The 18,726-nt window shown below is 53.5% G+C and carries 12 protein-coding genes, 3 tRNA genes and 2 pseudogenes; 2 read left to right on the top strand and 15 right to left on the bottom strand.

What is annotated here, in order from left to right:
- From ACP4CD_RS22270 to ACP4CD_RS22220, 11 genes are all read right to left on the bottom strand, one after another.
- The gene (locus ACP4CD_RS22270; RefSeq protein ID WP_426992679.1) at nucleotides 1–1,845 is read right to left on the bottom strand and encodes an ABC transporter substrate-binding protein; all 1,845 of its coding nucleotides are present in this window, start codon (nucleotides 1,843–1,845) and stop codon (nucleotides 1–3) included.
- Between the two features lie 185 nt (nucleotides 1,846–2,030).
- Nucleotides 2,031–3,221: an enoyl-ACP reductase FabV gene (gene fabV, locus ACP4CD_RS22265; RefSeq protein WP_426992677.1), complete on the bottom strand. Its 1,191-nt coding sequence runs from the start codon at nucleotides 3,219–3,221 to the stop codon at nucleotides 2,031–2,033.
- Nucleotides 3,222–3,691: 470 nt separating this feature from the next.
- Nucleotides 3,692–5,557: a SurA N-terminal domain-containing protein gene (locus ACP4CD_RS22260; RefSeq protein WP_426992675.1), complete on the bottom strand. Its 1,866-nt coding sequence runs from the start codon at nucleotides 5,555–5,557 to the stop codon at nucleotides 3,692–3,694.
- A 99-nt stretch (nucleotides 5,558–5,656) separates the two neighbouring features.
- Nucleotides 5,657–5,733 (bottom strand) — tRNA-Asp (locus tag ACP4CD_RS22255).
- A gap of 6 nt (nucleotides 5,734–5,739) precedes the next feature.
- Nucleotides 5,740–5,815, bottom strand: a tRNA-Val gene (locus ACP4CD_RS22250).
- Between the two features lie 13 nt (nucleotides 5,816–5,828).
- Complete coding sequence (locus ACP4CD_RS22245; RefSeq protein WP_064031317.1) at nucleotides 5,829–6,101, bottom strand: HU family DNA-binding protein; 273 nt, start codon at nucleotides 6,099–6,101, stop codon at nucleotides 5,829–5,831.
- A 188-nt stretch (nucleotides 6,102–6,289) separates the two neighbouring features.
- The gene (lon, locus tag ACP4CD_RS22240) at nucleotides 6,290–8,701 is read right to left on the bottom strand and encodes an endopeptidase La (protein ID WP_426992674.1); all 2,412 of its coding nucleotides are present in this window, start codon (nucleotides 8,699–8,701) and stop codon (nucleotides 6,290–6,292) included.
- Between the two features lie 162 nt (nucleotides 8,702–8,863).
- Nucleotides 8,864–10,141, bottom strand: a complete 1,278-nt coding sequence (gene clpX, locus ACP4CD_RS22235; RefSeq protein WP_064031315.1) for an ATP-dependent Clp protease ATP-binding subunit ClpX — start codon at nucleotides 10,139–10,141, stop codon at nucleotides 8,864–8,866.
- A 96-nt stretch (nucleotides 10,142–10,237) separates the two neighbouring features.
- Complete coding sequence (clpP, locus tag ACP4CD_RS22230) at nucleotides 10,238–10,873, bottom strand: ATP-dependent Clp endopeptidase proteolytic subunit ClpP (RefSeq protein ID WP_064031324.1); 636 nt, start codon at nucleotides 10,871–10,873, stop codon at nucleotides 10,238–10,240.
- Nucleotides 10,874–10,890: 17 nt separating this feature from the next.
- Complete coding sequence (gene tig / locus ACP4CD_RS22225) at nucleotides 10,891–12,186, bottom strand: trigger factor (RefSeq protein ID WP_426992673.1); 1,296 nt, start codon at nucleotides 12,184–12,186, stop codon at nucleotides 10,891–10,893.
- Between the two features lie 93 nt (nucleotides 12,187–12,279).
- Nucleotides 12,280–12,363 (bottom strand) — tRNA-Leu (locus tag ACP4CD_RS22220).
- A gap of 67 nt (nucleotides 12,364–12,430) precedes the next feature.
- Between ACP4CD_RS22220 and ACP4CD_RS22215 the strand changes: the two genes are divergently transcribed.
- Nucleotides 12,431–12,910 (top strand): DUF192 domain-containing protein, encoded by a 480-nt coding sequence (locus ACP4CD_RS22215; RefSeq protein ID WP_426992672.1) that lies wholly within the window; start codon nucleotides 12,431–12,433, stop codon nucleotides 12,908–12,910.
- Between the two features lie 60 nt (nucleotides 12,911–12,970).
- Here the strand turns inward: ACP4CD_RS22215 and topA are convergent.
- From topA to ACP4CD_RS22195, 4 genes and pseudogenes are all read right to left on the bottom strand, one after another.
- Nucleotides 12,971–15,288: pseudogene (topA, locus tag ACP4CD_RS22210) on the bottom strand (type I DNA topoisomerase).
- A gap of 15 nt (nucleotides 15,289–15,303) precedes the next feature.
- Entirely contained in the window at nucleotides 15,304–15,771 is a 468-nt protein-coding gene (locus ACP4CD_RS22205; protein WP_064031311.1) for a DUF494 family protein, read from the bottom strand.
- 9 nt (nucleotides 15,772–15,780) lie between these two features.
- A complete protein-coding gene (dprA, locus tag ACP4CD_RS22200; protein ID WP_064031310.1) occupies nucleotides 15,781–16,827 on the bottom strand; it encodes a DNA-processing protein DprA in 1,047 nt (348 codons plus the stop codon).
- Nucleotides 16,828–16,918: 91 nt separating this feature from the next.
- Nucleotides 16,919–17,952, bottom strand: a pseudogene (locus ACP4CD_RS22195) (LysM peptidoglycan-binding domain-containing protein).
- Between the two features lie 259 nt (nucleotides 17,953–18,211).
- On the opposite strand from ACP4CD_RS22195, the gene def reads away from it, so the two are divergent.
- Complete coding sequence (gene def, locus ACP4CD_RS22190) at nucleotides 18,212–18,718, top strand: peptide deformylase (RefSeq protein WP_064031308.1); 507 nt, start codon at nucleotides 18,212–18,214, stop codon at nucleotides 18,716–18,718.
- Nucleotides 18,719–18,726: the final 8 nt, after the last annotated feature.

Here is an 18,726-nt window from a genome sequence, read left to right as displayed (position 1 = left end):
TTATTGCGTGTATTTTTGCTGGGCCAGCGGCACGTAGTTTTCCAGCGGCAGCGAGCCCAGATTCAGACCCAACTTGGTCATTTGCAGGTTGTGGATGCGCTTGTCGACGAACAACAAACTTTTACGGCGCATCAGGAACGTGTACGGCTGATCTTCGTAGAGTATGCGTTCCGCCTGTTGCCACAGCGGCATGCGCTTGGCTTCGTCGACGGTACGGCGAGCTTCATCGATCAGCTTGTCCAATTCAGGATTCTGGTAACCGATGAAATTGTCGCCCTTGCTGATCGCCTGCGAGCTATGGAAGGCTTGGTACAAATCGGTTTCGATGCTGCTGGTCCAGCCCAAGGTGATCGCGTCGAAGTCTTTTTTATCCAGATTTTCCAGCATCACCGGCCATTCCTGCGGAAACGGCACCAACTTGACTCCGGCCTTGGCGTACAGATCTTTCAGCAAGAGCACCATACGGCTGGTATCTTCGTTGGCCTGAAAATAGGTCAGTTTGAACTCGAATGCTTGGCCGGCCTGGTCTTCCAAAACGCCGTCTTTATTGCGATCTTCGTAGCCGGCTTCTTTCAACAAAGCCTTGGCCTTATCGAGATTGGCTTGATAGGGCTGCAAGGCGGCGTGCTGTTTGCTGGAGTTGCCAAACGGACTGACTGCCGGCTCGGCGTAACCGAGAAACACGTCCTTGATAATCCGGCCGGTATCGGTCAGGTAGGTCATGGCCTGACGTACCCGCTTGTCGGCGAAACGAGTCGGCTTACCGCCGCGTATCTGGTTCCAGCCGATATAGCTGTATCCGACGACCGGCGGCATGTATTCGAAGCTCTGGCTTTTGCCCTGAATTTGCGCATCGTTTTGGAGCTGTCGGTATTCTACCGGGCGCGCGGAATAGGAATCGATGTCGCCGTTGCGGTAGGTGGTCAAACGGGCACTGTCGTTTTGGATAATTTTCCAGAGGATGCGGTTGTAGGCCGGCTGAACGTCGCCCCAATAGCGCTCGTTGCGCAACAATTCGACGCTGCCCTGATCCGGGGTCCAGTTTTTCGGGTCGGCCAATCTATAAGGGCCGCTGCCGAGCAACAAGCCTTTGGATTCGTTGAATTTTTTCGGTTCCTTTAGATAAGGTTCGTAAAAATGCTTGGGCATGATGTTCATGCCGCCGGCCAGTGACAGCGCCTCGAAATAAGGCTCTTTAAACACGAACGTCACTCGATTTTTGCCATCGGCCTTGACTGACTGAATTTTTTCCAGATAAGCACGGTCGCGCGGCGCCTGAATCGCGTCGGTCATGATGAACGTAAATGTGAACGCCACGTCTTCAGCGGTCAGCGGCTGGCCGTCGGAAAAAGAAACGTCGTCGCGCAAGTCAAAGCTGATCGTTAAACCATCCTCGCTAACCGTCCAGTTTTTCGCGACCAAACCTTCCCAGGCCAAGGTATCCGGATTGCGGGTGATCAGGCTTTCCTGCACGTAGCTTTGCACGTTGGCGGCGTAAGCATCGGTCGATATCAGCGGCGTGATGGTTTTCAGATTAGTGCCGAAGGCTTCGACGCTCCAATCGCCCCGGGCGTAATCGGCCAACTTGGTTGCCGCGTAGGCGCGCTGAAAGGCTTGAGCAACCTGACTGCTTGGCGGGTTCGCCGTTTGCGCACTCAACGCCCCGCTACCGGCCAGACCGCGCAACTCCCTCACCGCTTGCGCCTGATCTGCCAGTGCGGTTTGCATGTCGCTGAGCTTCAGCCATTGCCTATCGATTTGATACATTGCTAGCAAAATCAGTACGATAACCAAGCCAAGCAATGAGTAGAGTATCCAGTCTCTGGTAACGGAGGACGTTTGCATATTTCCAATGATTGGCGGAGTGTAAACGAAAGTGTCGGAGACACTGATTTTGAACCGGGGCGGTTCAAACCCAATCCACCCCGGCCTGTCGGCCTATTCTTCAACGAAGTATCCGGGACTTCTCCGGCGTACCGCGCCTAGCAATTGCCGATGGGCAACGATGGCTACCCACCGAAACGCCCCGCCTAAGCCAAATTGACGATCGGCACTTCCGGATTGACGTCGGCATCGTAATCCACGCCATCGACCTCGAAGCCGAATAACCGCAGAAAATCTTGCTTGTAGCCGGCAAAGTCCGTCAACTCGTTGATATTTTCGTTATCGATCCGAGACCAGAGCTCGCTGACCTCATCTTGTACTTGAGGGGCCAATTCCTTTAAGTCGGCGCGAATGCGACCTACTTCATCGAGAATCGGCTCTGCCCCATAGAGACTGTCCCGGAACAAGCCGTTGACTTGTTCGATGCAACCTTCATGGGTACCAGCTTCCTTCATGACCTTGAACAACAGCGCCAGATACAAGGGCATCATCGGAATTGCAGCGCTAGCCTGGGTGACCACGGCTTTTAATACCGACACCCTGGCATCGCCGCCTAGCGCGGCCAGCTTGTGCCGTATGTCGACAACGCGCTTGTCCAAATCCTGCTTCGCCGCGCCTATCGTACCGTCCCAATAGATGTCCTTGGTTACTTTCTCGCCAAGATAGGTGAACGCCGTGGTTTTTGCGCCGGGCGCCAGAACGTCGGCGTCAGCCAATGCGTCTATCCACATTTGCCAGTCTTCGCCGCCCATCACCGCGACGGTATTGGCGATTTCTTCGTCGGATGCCGCGGGCAGCGTGAATTCCTTGATGACCTCTTTGTCGGTATCGATACCGGTTTGCACCAAGTCCTTGCCGATGGGTTTCAGCGTCGAATTGTAGGTCACCCCGGTTTTCGGATGGGCGCGGCGCGGCGCGGCCAAACTGTAGACCACCAAATCGATTTTGCCGAAATCCTGTTTGATGGCATCGATGGCTTTTTGTTTGATGTCGTCGGAAAAGGCATCGCCGTTGATACTTTTCGCATACAAACCTTCGGCTTCGGCGAATTGATGAAAAGCCGCGGAGTTGTACCAGCCGGGGGTACCGGGTTTATCGGCGGTTCCTTCGCGTTCGAAAAACACCCCTAGGGTTTTGGCGCCGGCACCGAATGCCGCGACGATACGCGATGCCAAACCGTAGCCTGTGGATGCGCCTAAAATCAGTACGTTTTTGGGGCCGCCCGCTATCGCTCCGCCGCTTTTAACGTAGTCGATTTGCTGTTTGACGTTGGCGGCGCAGCCGACCGGATGGGTGGTGACACACATAAAACCGCGAACGCGAGGTTTGATAATCATGTAGCTCCTTAAAATCAAGCCGTTAAAGAAAGGACAGAGTTGCGTGGCAACGGTCCGGTTGTTAATTTTTAAGGTAACTAATCAGTGAATCGCATCACCTTGCAAATCGCCGATCGCCCCCTTTTGATCGAGGTGGTTGAGGCGAATTCACGAAAAAGCCTCAATCTCGCCCCACTCAACCCTCTCCGAGCGGAGAGGAGTCCCTGCGTGCACGCTGAGTAGTTACTTCTAAAGTTTATCGCAAGCCTAGCTCGAACAGAACAACTATCTCGAATCCCGACGATACCGGAATCTCATCCCCGATAATCGCTGACAAACACAGAGGTAACCGGATACCGCACGCAGACTTGTCAGTTCCATGATCGCCGCCCGGTAACCCAATGTGCGGAAGAGATGGACCTGACGGCAACGTGTGCCCACGCCCATAAAAAAGGGAGCCTAAGCTCCCTTTTCATAGTCATCACGATAGCTTATTGCTTTGGCGCGTGGATCTCGATATCCGCCTTGGCTTGCAATGCATTCAACACCGATTCGAACTGAGCCTTGCCGAACGCGCCCGCCATATTCTTGGCAATCACGGCTTGTTTGTTTTTATCCGCATCGGTCATTCTGCCTTCGTTGACTTGATTGATGCTAACAATTAATTTGGCACCGCTCTCGTCGTCGATAATCGTCACGCTAGGCTGACCGGACTTGGGCTTGGCCGCCTTGAAGACAGCCTGATTGACCGGCATCGCCAGATCGCCGCCGATCCGGGTCAAGCCATTGACTTTTTTGGCCTGCAAATGCCGGGCATCCGCAATTTGCGTCAAACTCTTTCCACCCGCCAGCTCCTGACGGATCTGCTCGGCCAACGCAGCCTGTTGCTGTTTGGCGCGATCGCGCTGGATCGCGGCGGCAACCTCAGCCTTCACCTGCTGCAGTTCCTTGACCGACGCAGGCTGATGACTGGCCATCCGCAACACGACGAGTTTGTCACCACCAACTTCAATAGGCTCGCTATTGCTACCTTTTAACACGTCTTCGGAAAATGCAACGGCGCGAACTTTCTCTTCCGCGGCGATACCGACACCGTTGGCACGGGTAAACACTCCGGATTTCTGCGGTTGCACGCCCAGTAGGTCGGCGGCGGCGGCAAGGCTGTCCGGATTCTCGTAACTGACTTCGGCCAGTTTCTCGGCCAGTTCGTTGAATTTAGTCTCCGCCTGCGCTTTTTGGTAAGCCTTGGCGACATCGGCCTTGACTTGCTCGTAAGTTTTAATTTCACCTGGCACCAATTCGGTCGCCTTGATCAGATGATAGCCGAACGAGGTCCTGACCGGCTCGGATACTTGACCGACCTGCAACGCCAATGCCGCTTCCTCGAAGGGCTTTTCCATGACGCCTGGCGCAATCAGTCCCAAGTCGCCGCCCTTTTTAGCGCTCAACTTGTCGTCGGACATTTCGGCGGCAACCGCGGCGAAATCCTTGGATTGCAACGCGGCTTGGGCTTGCCGGGCTTTTTGCAGCGCGGCTTGGTCGGTCTGCTCCTTACCAACCGCAAACAGTATGTGGCTGATTTTTCGGCGTTCCTTTGTGGTGTACTGAGCTTTTTGCTCTTCGTAATAAGCCTTCAGCTGGTCTTCGGTCGGCTTAATCTCGCCGGCCAATTTATCCAAGGACAGTTCCACATAGTCTATCGAGGCCTGCTCTTCAGTCTGATAGGCATCTTGATGCTGTTGATAATAGGCGCTGATGTCTTCTTCGCTGGGTTGCTCGGTAGACTTGACCAAGGGTAGGGTCAAATATTCAATATCGCGGGTTTGATTTTGCAATTTAAAGAAGTTGTCGATTTCGGCCGGCGTTACGAAACTGGTATCGATAATCGCCCGTTGAAATTGCTCCATCACCAAAGCCTTCTTGATTCGATTCACAAACTCGGCGGACGACATACCTTGCGAGCCCAATAAGGTTTGATATTGAGCCTTGTCGAACTTGCCGTCTTTTTGGAAATACTCCAAGCCTTGGATAAATTCGCGGGCGGTTTCGTCGCTAACCAGCAGCTTTTCGTCCTGCACATATTGCAGTAAAACTTCGTCGCGAATCAGTTTTTGTAGGGCCTGTTTTTTTAGGGTCTCTTCGTCGAACTTCATTCCCGCCAGATTCTGCGCGAATTGCTGATAGGCTTGCTGAACATCGCGCTGATAGAAGTCTTTATCGCCTACCGATACGACCGGAATTTCCTTACCGCCGCCGAGATAGTTTTGGATACCCCACAAACCGAAGAGCACGCATATCAAGATCAATATGATTGATGCAAAGATACCTTGCACCTTTTCTCTTATTTCTAAAAGCATAAACGCTGTCCTTAAAACAGAATGACACCTGAGCGTTTCAGGCAAAATTTAACACGCAAAAAAAACCTCGGACCGTACAACGGCCCGAGGTTTCTGTTTTGGCGGAGCGGACGGGGCTCGAACCCGCGACCCCCGGCGTGACAGGCCGGTATTCTGACCAACTGAACTACCGCTCCAAAGTCTGGTGGGTGCTGAGGGGTTCGAACCCCCGACCCTCGCCTTGTAAGGGCGACGCTCTCCCAGCTGAGCTAAGCACCCGACTAAAGAGCGACTAGTTTACAGCATCTTTTAAAGATTTGCCAGCCTTAAATGAAGGAATTTTTGCGGCCTTGATGGTGATCTCTTCGCCGGTTTGTGGATTGCGGCCTTTACGTTCCGCTCTTTCTTTAACTTCGAATGTACCAAAGCCAACCAGTGCGACGGCTTCGCCTTTTTTCAGCGAATCTTCGACGGCTTTGATAAATCCATCCAATGCGCGACCGGCATCGGCTTTTGTCAATTGGGACGCACTGGCGATTGCATCGATAAGTTCCGATTTATTCATTTATTTCCCCTTAGGATGTCGTTTTATTAATTATTGCTCTGCAAACAAGCGGTTTGTGCCAACCGGCTATCCACCAACCCGATGACGGTCTCTCTGGTGTAGAGAGGCCGCCATTTATATCAACCGCCCACAAGCCGTGTCAAGCGTTGCAGTCCTTGATTTACAAGGTTTCCCGCTTGGTCGAGCCGTCAGTGGGCAACGACGCCCGGCTTGATCGGGTCAACTTTACCGCTCGGAGATTCGGCAATCTCCGCCACCGGAGAAATCGGGGTCGGCAGATGCTGCAAGGCCAAGCCGAGAACCTCGTCTATCCAGCGTACGCACTTGATGGTCAGATTGCGTTTGATGTTGTCCGGAATCTCTGTGAGGTCTTTTTCGTTCTCAGCCGGAATAACCACCGTCGTAATGCCGCCACGATGCGCCGCCAACAATTTTTCCTTCAATCCCCCGATCGGCAACACCTCGCCACGTAACGTAATTTCTCCCGTCATCGCCACGTCGGCGCGTACCGGAATTTTCGTCAAAGCCGAAATAATCGCGGTGCACATGCCAATACCCGCACTGGGGCCGTCTTTCGGGGTCGCGCCTTCCGGGACGTGGATATGAATGTCGGTTTTTTGAAAAATGTCGCTATCGATACCGAGGATATCCGCGCGGCTACGCACCACCGTCACCGCCGCCTCAATCGACTCTTTCATCACGTCGCCCAACTTACCGGTCGCCAGTTGCTTACCCTTACCCGGCATAACCGCGGTTTCGATGGTCAACAACTCTCCGCCGACTTCAGTCCAAGCCAAACCGGTGACCTGACCCACCTGATCGTTATCCTCGGCCATCCCATAGCTAAAGCGCCGAACGCCCAAGTACTTATCCAAGTTCTTGTCATTGACGACGATTTTCGACTTCCTGGGCTTGAGCAAAAGATCCTTGACGACTTTGCGACAAATTTTGGAAATCTCGCGCTCCAGACTGCGCACGCCAGCCTCGCGGGTATAGTAGCGAATGATGTCCTTGACGGCAGATTCGGAAATTTGAATCTCGGATTCAGCCAACCCGTTATTCTTGATTTGCTTGGGCGCTAGGAATCTGAGGGCGATGTTAATTTTTTCATCCTCGGTATAGCCGGACAAGCGGATGATTTCCATCCTATCCATCAACGGCGCCGGGATATTCATCGTGTTCGCGGTGGCAACGAACATAACGTCGGACAGGTCGAAATCGACCTCCAGATAATGATCTGAAAAGGTATGATTCTGTTCCGGGTCCAAAACCTCCAACAATGCCGAAGCCGGATCGCCACGAAAATCCATAGCCATTTTATCGATTTCGTCCAGCAGAAACATCGGATTGCGAGTTTTGATCTTAGACAGATTTTGCAAAATCTTGCCAGGCATCGAACCGATATAGGTGCGGCGATGACCGCGAATCTCGGCCTCGTCGCGTACGCCGCCCAACGCCATTCTCACGTATTTTCGGTTAGTGGCCCGCGCAATCGACTGTCCCAGAGAAGTCTTGCCGACACCCGGAGGGCCGACTAGGCACAGGATAGGCCCTTTTAATTGCTTAACGCGCTGCTGAACGGCCAAGTATTCGAGGATGCGCTCCTTGACCTTTTCCAAACCGTAGTGCTCTGCTTCCAGAACCTCTTCCGCCACCTTCAAATCGTGCCTCACCTTGGTTTTCTTTTTCCAAGGTACATTGACCATCCAGTCGATGTAGTTTCGCACCACGGTCGCTTCCGCCGACATTGGCGACATCATTTTCAGCTTATTGAGTTCCGCGGTCGCTTTGGTTTTCGCCTCGGCGGTCATCCCCGCCGCCGCAATTTTCTTCTCCAGTTCCTCGATTTCGTTGCTGGCTTCATCCATTTCGCCGAGTTCCTTCTGAATCGCCTTCATCTGCTCATTCAGGTAATACTCTCGCTGATTTTTCTCCATCTGCTTCTTAACCCGGCCACGAATCTTTTTCTCCATTTCCAGAATATCGACCTCGCCTTCCATCAAGGTCATCAGATTTTCCAGACGCGCGGCGACATCGACCAACTCCAGCATGGCTTGTTTTTCATCGACCTTCAGCGCCATATGCGCCGCCATCGTGTCGGCTAAGCGACTGGGGTCATCGATGCCGGCCAAGGAATTCAAAACTTCGGGCGGAATCTTATTGTTCAGCTTGACATACTGATCGAAGGAGTTAATCGCGGTTCGCTGCAACACATCCAATTCCTGCTCGGAAACATTGATTTCGTCTTCCAATTCGACGACGCGAGCCGCGCAATAGTTTTCGACTTCTTGATATTGAATGACCGAGCAACGTTGATTGCCTTCCACCAACACCTTGACAGTCCCATCCGGCAGTTTGAGCAACTGCAGAATGTTGGCCAGGGTACCGACCTTATACAAGTCGTCAAAGCCAGGAGCGTCTACATCCGCTTGCTTCTGCGCCACCAATAAGACTTGCTTGTCTTGTTTGATCGCCGCATCGAGAGCATCTATCGACATTCCTCTGCCGACAAACAGCGGTATGACCATGTGCGGGTAAACTACCACGTCTCTAAGCGGCAGTACGGGAATTAATTCATCTGTGGATTTTGAATGGGTCATTGGCTTAGCCCTCTTGAGCAACTGAAAACTGACTGTAATCCTATATGAGGTTGATGTTTCAGAAAACAAGTATTTCCGGCGAAACAAAAAAAGAGGCGTTTATCCGAAGATAAACGCCTCTTTTCGCCGCAGATCGGGCTTAAAAGAGCAAAAATTGAACCATCATATATCGGAGGCGGCCATTTTCTGCTCGGTCTCGTACACCAAAATCGGCTCGGACTTGCCAAGTATCACCGTTTCGTCAATAACGACCTTGGCGATTTTTTCGTTGGAAGGCAATTCGTACATCGTGTCCAACAGCACGTTTTCGACGATGGTTCGAAGACCGCGGGCGCCGGTCTTGCGCTCCATGGATTTGCGGGCAATCGCCGACAACGAATCGTCGCGGAACTCCAATTCGGCACCTTCCATTTCGAACAAGTGCTTATATTGCTTGATCAACGCGTTTTTCGGCTGAGTCAGAATTTGAATTAATGCATCCTCATCCAACTCATCCAGCGTAGCGATCACGGGCAAGCGTCCAACGAACTCCGGAATCAAACCATACCGGATCAGGTCCTCGGCGCGCACGTCCGCGAAGATCTCGCCAACATTGCGTTTGTCGTCCTTGGTTTTAACGTCGGCGGAAAAGCCAATGCCGCCTTTTTCGGTACGGTGTTTAATCACTTTGTCCAAACCTGCAAACGCGCCACCGACTATGAACAATATGTTCGCGGTGTTGACCTGCAGAAAATCCTGCTGGGGGTGCTTGCGGCCGCCTTGCGGAGGCACGGAAGCCACGGTGCCTTCGATCAACTTCAACAGCGCTTGCTGCACGCCCTCGCCGGACACGTCGCGCGTAATCGAAGGATTATCCGATTTGCGGGAAATCTTGTCGATTTCGTCGATATAAACGATACCGGTCTCCGCCTTTTCGACGTCGTAATCGCATTTTTGCAATATTTTGAGGATGATGTTCTCGACATCCTCGCCGACATAACCGGCTTCGGTCAGCGTCGTGGCGTCCGCGATCGTGAACGGAACGTCCAGCAATCTGGCCAGCGTTTCGGCCAACAGCGTTTTACCGGAACCGGTTGGACCGATCAGCAAAATATTGCTCTTCGCCAATTCGACATCCGATTTTTTGCTATTGCTACGCAAGCGTTTGTAGTGGTTGTAGACGGCGACGGCCAAGATTTTTTTAGCCTTGTCCTGACCGATCACATAGTTATCGAGTTCCGCCTTGATTTCTTTCGGCTTGGGCAGGGCCGCGGACGATCCGGACGACAGTTGGTCTTCCATCAATTCGTCGCGAATAATTTCGTTACATAATTCAACGCATTCGTCGCAGACGTAGACGGATGGGCCGGCGATTAGCTTCCTGACTTCGTTTTGACTCTTACCGCAAAAAGAACAGTAAAGCAGCTTCTCGTCGTCTTTACCTTTTTTGTCTCTACTCATGGACCAACTCCATCCAAACAGATCGCTTCATCGTTTCGATGAACAATTAAACAAAACCAAGCATGGCGCGGCACCTATCAGCGCCGCGCCTTGCTATCACGCAATACGGCTAGCCAACACTTTATCGATCAAACCGTATTCGACGGCTTGGTCGGCGCTGAGAAAATTGTCCCTATCGGTATCTTGCTCGATTTTTTGCAAGGTCTGTCCAGTATGGTTGGCTAAAACCTTGTTCAAACGATCGCGAATCGCCAGAATTTCCCGCGCATGAATATCGATATCGGACGCCTGCCCTTGGAAACCGCCCAAGGGCTGGTGAATCATCACTCTGGAATGCGGCAGGCAGTAACGCTTGCCGGCCGCGCCGCCCGCCAACAGCAAGGCTCCCATACTGGCGGCCTGGCCGATGCACATTGTGCTGACGTCCGGTTTGATGAACTGCATCGTATCGTAAATCGCCATCCCGGCCGTTACCGAACCGCCCGGCGAATTGATATACAAATGAATGTCCTTGTCCGGATTTTCCGATTCCAGAAACAACAGTTGGGCCACAACCAGATTAGCCATGTAATCCTCAACCTTGCCGACCAGAAATATCACCCGCTCTTTCAACAGACGGGAGTAAATGTCGAACGATCTTTCCCCACGGGCTGTTTGTTCAACCACTATAGGCACCAACCCGCCAGCGGCCTGGGGTGCCATCATATCGTTCATCGCATTTTGGTTAAACATCATAAGCCCTCATTTAGTTAACGTTTTTCCATAACTTCATCAAATCCTACCGTCACGTCGGTGATTTTAGCCTGACTTACTATCCAAGCAACAGCCTGATCTTCCAAAACCATCTGCTGAACCTCGTTCAAGCGGGCTTTATCCGCGTAGTACCAATTGATGACGTCTTCCGGACGCTCGTAACTTTTTGCCATGTCTTCAACGACTTCGCGCACTTTATCGGCGTCGACTTTAATCTCGTTCTTCTGAATAATCTCGCCCAAAATCAAGCCTAGCGCGACGCGACGTTTTGCCTGCGCCTCGAAAGTATCGCGGGGAAGATTCAGGTCTTCCAGCTTCAACCGCATGTTTTTGGCACGTTCGGCGTAGGGCTGCATCAGAGCTTCGACTTCTTGATCGATCAATGCGTTCGGAATCGTAAACGTGATGTTTTCGAACAAAGCATCCATCGCGGCGGTCTTCAATTTGTTTTTCAGTGCGTTAGCCAATTCCCGATCCATATTGGCGCGAACGTCCGAACGGAAGGCCGCAAGCTCGCCCTCTTCCACTCCATAAGCCTTGATGAACTCTTCGTTGACTTCCGGCAAGACCGGTTCTTCGATTTTGACGAGTTCCACCTCGAACTCAGCCGATTTACCCGCCAGTTTCGGGTTGTTGTACTGTTCTGGGAAAGTCGCTGTAAAAGTCTTGGTGGCGCCGACCGACAAACCCTTCAATTCGTCTTCAAAACCGGGAATCATTTGCTTGGCGCCAATTTCGACTTTGTAATTCTCGACTTTACCGTCGGTGAAATTCTCGCCTTCGGAAACACCCGAAAAATGAATCGTCACTTGATCGCCTTCTTGCGAGGCCCTCTCGGTTTCCGCCCAGGTTTTCTTTTGTTGACGCAACTTCTCGATCATCGCATCGACATCCGCTTCCTCGACCGTGGCGTTCGGACGCTCGATTTGCAGCCCGGATATGCCATCCAGGGTCACTTCCGGATAGACTTCGAACTCCGCGACGTACTCGAAACCCTCGGTCTTTTCGCTGGGATGGATGTGCGGATGACCGGCCGGCACCAACTCCTGCTGCTGAAGCGCTTCGAAATACGTCGTTTGAATCAAATCGCCGGTGACTTCTCCGCGCACTCGCTCGCCGTACAGTTTCCTGATCATGCTGGCGGGCACCTTACCCGGCCGAAACCCATCCACTTTGACTTCCCGCCCCAAGCGCTTCAAACGAGTTTCCATTTTTTCCTGAACCACGGCGTCAGGAATGCTGACGGTCATTTTTCGGCTTAATTCGGATGTCTTCTCGACAGAAACTTGCATTGCATTACCTCGAACAAATTAAAAAAATAATGGGGGAATCGATCAGCGGAGCCAGCTAAAGACTTGGACGCAGTATCCATGCGTAAGAGACTATGGTGCGAGCGGGGAGACTCGAACTCCCACGGGGTTACCACTGGAACCTAAATCCAGCGCGTCTACCAATTTCGCCACGCTCGCAAAATAAATGAACGCGGCATTATAATCAGCCGCCCCCCAAACACAACCCGGCCCGTCTGATTCCGGCATGACTCTATCCGAAACTCGCATTTTATTGCTACTGATGTGGCTAACGACTTTTTCCTGCCGCCTTGAAGCCGCGTCCCAAGATTCGGGTTTCAACACTTTGATCAACTTGCCCGACCAACACTTGGCATTGTGGGTTTCTGTCGCGGCCGATCGCGACAGCCGCGAAAGAGGATTGATGCACAGACGGGAATTGGGGCGACGAGAAGGCATGTTGTTTGTTTATCCCAGCGCCAGACGCATCTCGATCTGGATGAAAAATACCTTACTACCGCTGGATGTGCTGTTCTTGGACGACAGCGGCCGCGTCGTCGCCATCCTTGATAATTTACCGCCCTGCCGCGGGGATCCGTGCCGGGTTTACCAAATCGCACGCGCGACCAAGTACATGCTGGAAGTCAATGCCGGCTTCGCGGCGGACAACGGAATATCGATCGGCCAAGCTCTCGCCTTGCCCGAAGTCCCTTATGCGGAGGAGTAACCGGAAGCGTCTAGTTTTTCAGGCCCACCCGCCAACGTCCTCGATTACCCCAATCGAGTTTTAAGCGGGTCCGTTAACATCGTCAGGATCGCCTTCGTACGGCGTTGCATATTTACACTCTTTTTGCGGGCAAACTTTTTCCGTTCCGCGCCGCTTAGTGGTTTTCAACGTCAAAATCGGCCAATGACACTCCGGACAGGCTTCCTTAATCGGCGCGTCCCATAGCGCGTAGTCGCACTTGGGATACTCGGAGCAGGAATAGAAAATTTTGCCGCTGCGAGCCTTGCGCTTAAGGATATTGCCTTGCTTGCACTGCGGACACTCAACACCGGTGTCCTGCGGCTTTTCCAGCGGTTCGATGTGTTTGCACTTGGGATAGGCACTACACCCCAGAAACTTGCCGTATCGCCCAGTCTTGATGACCAACGGCGACGCGCACTTCGGACAATCGCGACCTTCGGCCACCTCCGGCTCGGCAGTTGTCGCGCTGCTCTCCTCGCCAATATTTCGGGTATAAGAACAGGTTGGGTAATTGGTACAGCCGATGAAACGACCGTTACGCCCCAAACGGATCGACAGCGGGCTACCGCATTCCGGACAGGCCTCGTCTATGCTTTCCTGGGTCACATCCTTGCGCTGCACACTCTCTTCTTTCTCGTTAATCAATTGCGTGAACGGCCGCCAAAAGTCGTTCATCAACGGAATCCAATCCTTCTCGCCGCGCGACACCGCATCCAAGTCGTCTTCCAGATTGGCGGTAAAGCTGTAATCGACGTATTTGGTGAAATGTTCGGTCAGGAACTTGTTGACGATGCGCCCGACATCGGTCGGATAAAACCGCTTATTTTCTATCGTCACGTATTCGCGATTTTGCAAGGTCGAGATAATCGTCGCGTAAGTGGACGGACGACCGATGCCGTGTTCTTCCAGAGCCTTGACCAGACTCGCCTCGCTGTAACGCGGCGGCGGCTCGGTAAAATGCTGCGTCGCGGCGATGTCGTTCAACACCACCGGGCGGCCTTCTTCCATCGGCGGCAACAGACTGTCCTGATCGTCGGCGGCTTCCTTGCTGTCGTCCACGCCTTCCAAATACACCTTCATGAAGCCGGGATTGGTCACCGTGGAACCGGTGGCACGAAACACGTTCTGTTCGCTGCCGCAATTCAGATCGACCGCCACTTGATTCAAGGTGGCGTGGATCATCTGGCAGGCGACGGTGCGCTTCCAGATAAGATCATAGAGCTTGAATTGCTCCGCGCTAAGCCGGTTTTTTACCAGTTCCGGCAAACGCTGTACCGAGGTCGGCCGAATCGCCTCGTGGGCTTCCTGAGCGTTTTTTGATTTGGTTTTAAACTGCCGAGGTTCCTTGGGCACGTCCGCCGCGCCGTATTTTTCGGCGATCAGGGCGCGAATGTCGGCGATGGCTTCGTCGGCCAGATTGACCGAGTCGGTACGCATATAGGAAATCAAACCGACGGTCTCGCCCCCCAGATCGATGCCCTCGTAGAGTTGCTGCGCAACCATCATCGTTCGCTTAGTCGTGAAACCCAACTTACGCGCCGCTTCCTGTTGCAATGTCGAGGTGATGAACGGCGGCGCCGGATTCTTGCTTCGTTGCTTTTTTCCAGTTTGGCGACGATCAACTTGCCGTCGGCCTGTTCCAGCAGTGACTGCTTGGCTGCGGTGGCGGCTACTTCGTCGGTAAAACTGAATTGATTGAGTTTCTCGCCGCGGTAGTGCGTCAACTTGGCTTTGAAAGGCTGACCTTGCGCGCTGGCGTCGGCGGTATGCGACCAATATTCGCGAGTTTTAAACGCCTCGATTTCCAGTTCGCGCTCGACGACCATCCGCAACGCAGGGCTTTGCACGCGGCCGGCCGATAAACCGCGCCGGATCTTTTTCCACAATAGCGGCGACAGGTTGAAACCGACCAAATAATCCAAGGCCCGCCGCGCTTGCTGAGCGTTGACCAGATTATTGGAAAGTTCCGTCGGATGAGCGATCGCTTCGGTAACGGCTTTTTTGGTAATTTCGTGGAAGACTACCCGCAGAACTTCCTTATCCTTGAGCAGCTTCTTTTCCTTCAAATGCTCGTAGACGTGCCAGGAAATCGCTTCGCCCTCGCGATCAGGGTCGGTTGCCAGATACAAAGTATCGACATTTTTCAGAGCTTTGCCGATTTCCTGCAAGTGGCGCTGATTGCGGTCGATGACCTGATACTTCATCGAGAAACCGTTTTCCGGATCGACGGCGCCCTCCTTGGGAATCAAATCTCGAACATGGCCGTAAGAAGCCAGTACCTGGAAGTCTTTCCCAAGGTATTTTTCGATGGTTTTACATTTAGCCGGAGACTCTACGATGACTAAACTCTTGCTCATGCTATCCGTGTACTATCAATGCAAAGAAGTCGGAATCAGATCGTAAACGATGTCTTCCATTCTAGAGAAAGCGGCGCTGTCACCGGGCTGACTCAGCAGCACCATCAACACGATCCATTTCAACTTGTCCAACGTAATCTCTTCTTCCTTCAGCGCCATCGCCCGATCAATGGCAATCTCCCGATTCGCCGGACTTAAGATACCGGTGTGCTCAAGATACATCAGAAAGTCGCGGCATTCCAGATCGAAAACCGCCATTTCCTGACTGCCGAATATCCGAAAGGACGGGGAAGCGATCGTCGAGATGGTTTCAATATCGGCCAGCGACTCCAGCCAATCGAAGGCTCTATTGACATCGGGCTGCTGAAAACCGGCATCCAGCAGTTCGCTGGCAATGACCGAAGTGTCGGGATAGTTATCGCTATCGCCGTCGAGATAGTTTTCGAACAGATAGATGAGCACATCAAAAATGTCTTCTTTCATTAAAAGCCTTTACTTGATTCTGAGGTAGCTACCGCCGGCGACCCCGGCTATATAGCCCTGCAGCTCCAGCACCAACAGCATCGACGACACTTCCTCCGCCGCCCAGCTACTGTTCCGGACCAACGTATCAACCGTTGTGGGGCTGTACGGAATCAAATTCAATAGATTTTGTTGTTCCAGGTCAAGCGCCGTCTGCGGTAATTCGGGGCCAGACCGCATACTGCGTTGATTGTATTGGCCTAATTCCTCAAAAATATCATCGGCGGTTTCCACCAATTTAGCGCCTTGCCGGATCAAACCGTTGCAACCGCGCGCCAGCGGGTTGTGAATCGAGCCCGGAATCGCGAACACTTCGCGGTTTTGTTCCAAGGCTAAGCGGGCGGTAATCAACGAACCGCTCTGTTGGGCAGCCTCGACGACCAGCAAACCAACGCACAATCCGCTAATGATGCGATTCCGTTTGGGGAAATGTCCGGCGTTCGCGGTGGTGCCCGGCGGAAATTCAGAAACCAACGCACCTTTCGCGGCGATTTCAGTGGCCAGCGCTTTGTGGCAAGCCGGATAAACTCGATCCAAACCGGTGCCGGCCACCGCGACGGTGTTACCGCCAACGCTCAGCGCGCCCCAGTGGCTGGCGGCGTCTATGCCGAGCGCCATGCCGCTGGTTACGGTATAGCCGGCCTCGGCCAGGGCCTTGGCGAACTCGGTCGCGGTATCCACCCCCGGTGGCGACGGATTGCGACTGCCGACGATGGCCAGTTGCGGTTCCAGCAACAGTTCCGGTTTTCCTTTGACGAACAATACCGGCGGCGGATCGGCGATTTCCCGAAGTTGGGCCGGATATTCCGGATCATCCAGCGTCAGAATGTAATTACCGGCTTGGGACAGCCAGGACAAGTCGTAGTCGACACGCTGCCAGTCCGGCTGAAGAATGGCATCGATTTGCCGTTCGCTAAAGTCGAGCGACCTTAAATCGGCGCGGGACGCGGCCAACACATCGGCGGGCGAGAACCGCTCCAACAATCGCCTCACCGATTTGCCGCCGATGCCCGGCATGCGCAGAAGAGCCAGCCACTGCCGAGTTTCGGGATGCCCAGCGTCTTTCAAGCGAGGTCCGAAGGTCTCGAGGGAACTTGAAGGTCCCGCGTCAAGGCGTTTGCACCCGATCCAAGGTGTGCATCGCCGCGGTGGCCTTCATCACTAATGCATAACTGACCCGTTCGAACGGCCGAAATACCATCAGAACCCCAGCCTGCTCATCCGGCATTTTCACCGCGACCGGCTGCTGAGACTGATAGCGATCCAGTATCATCTGCCCGCGCCGGTAGACGTCCAGAGTATGCCCGGCTTCCAAACCATCGGCGCTACCCCGGTCGATGACCACGACATCGTGCTGGCCGATTTGCGACACGCCCCCCATGACCCGAATGATGCTGCCGACCACCCGTTTTTCCGGCGGACGCGGAAAATAGTTCAAGGCCATTTCGCCCGCCGCGGTCGGCATCAAACGGTCGCCGCGTTGAATCTCGGTATCCGACTTATTGACCGCGAACGTGGCCGGATCGCCAATATCCTGCAGGGTTGCGTCGGCGACGAATTGCGCCTCGTAACCGAGAATTTCCTGACTCAGCGGATCGACATAAGGCTTTCCCTGCCGGAAGATTGTGTACCCCAGGCTTTGCGGCTCGTCGATACCCCGTACGTAAACACCGTCGCCGGCACCGGCGATCAGATGCTCGCCGACGAAACCGATCACGTAGGGCGCGTTTTGCAATTCCTCGGCGCTGACCACTTTCGGCGAATTCAAAAACTGGACGATCGCATCGCTCGGAATCATTTGCACCGCGCGGTCCACGGCCGATTCTCGCACCTTGGGCAGCACTTTTTCGTCTCCGCCCGGCGGTGTCAAACTCAGACGCGGCGCGCCGTTGACGTAGGAAAAATAAAGCGTATCGCCCGGATAAATCCAGTGCGGGTCCTTAATCAGAGGGTTGTTACGCCAAAGTTCCGGCCATTGCCAGGGGTGTTGCAAGAACCTCCCGGAGATGTCCCACAGAGTATCCCCCTGACCACGGTGTACTGGTCAGGATGGTTGGGATTGATTTGCAACTCGTCGGCCCGAACCGCGGCGCATGCCAGAGCCAGGAAAAGCAAAACTGCCGGTAAGGTGCGCGAAAACATAGGAAGTCCTGAAAAAACCGAGCTAAACGAGACAAATGACAATTCCGAGACCGAAAGTCAGGCTATTGATGGCCCCTTGATTTGTTGGCCGCGCCGCAACGGTAACATGATGGATGACGGCGCACAGTTTAGATGATTTGCGATGGAATGCCAGCCCCGCGCCGGCTTCGCCGCCGAGGCCATCCCCGCTCCGAATTCAAAGCCGAACCGATTTCGGATAAAATTAGCGGCTTACCGATACAATTAACTGGAGTAATGGGTGAGTATTCTTAAGATCCTGGAATTTCCCGACAAACGGCTGCGCACGGTCGCCGCGGAAGTCAGCCAGGTCGACGACGACATCAAAACCCTGGTCGATGATATGCTGGAGACGATGTACGCCGCCAAGGGCGTCGGCCTGGCCGCGACGCAGGTCAACGTGCATAAGCGCGTACTGGTTATGGACGTCAGCGAGAACAAGGACGAACCGATCTGCCTGATCAACCCGGAAATCATCGAGCGCGACGGCGTCGAGGAATCCGAGGAAGGCTGCCTATCGGTTCCCGGCTTTTTCGAGAAAGTCAGTCGCGCCGAGCATATCAAGGTCCGGGCACTAAACCGCGACGGCCAAAGCTTCGAAATCGAAGCCAGAGACCTGTTGGCCGTCTGCATACAACACGAAATGGACCATTTGCTCGGCAAGCTGTTCGTCGACTACCTGTCCCCTTTCAAACGCAACCGGATCAAGGCCAAATTGGACAAAATCCACAAGTCTCAGGGCTTATAAAGGACTTC

Origin of the sequence: Methylomonas stagni (assembly GCF_050154735.1) — a bacterium.
GTDB lineage: Bacteria > Pseudomonadota > Gammaproteobacteria > Methylococcales > Methylomonadaceae > Methylomonas > Methylomonas koyamae_A.
The sequence above is the reverse complement of the archived record's forward strand: the minus strand, read 5'-3'. Positions and strand labels throughout refer to the sequence as shown.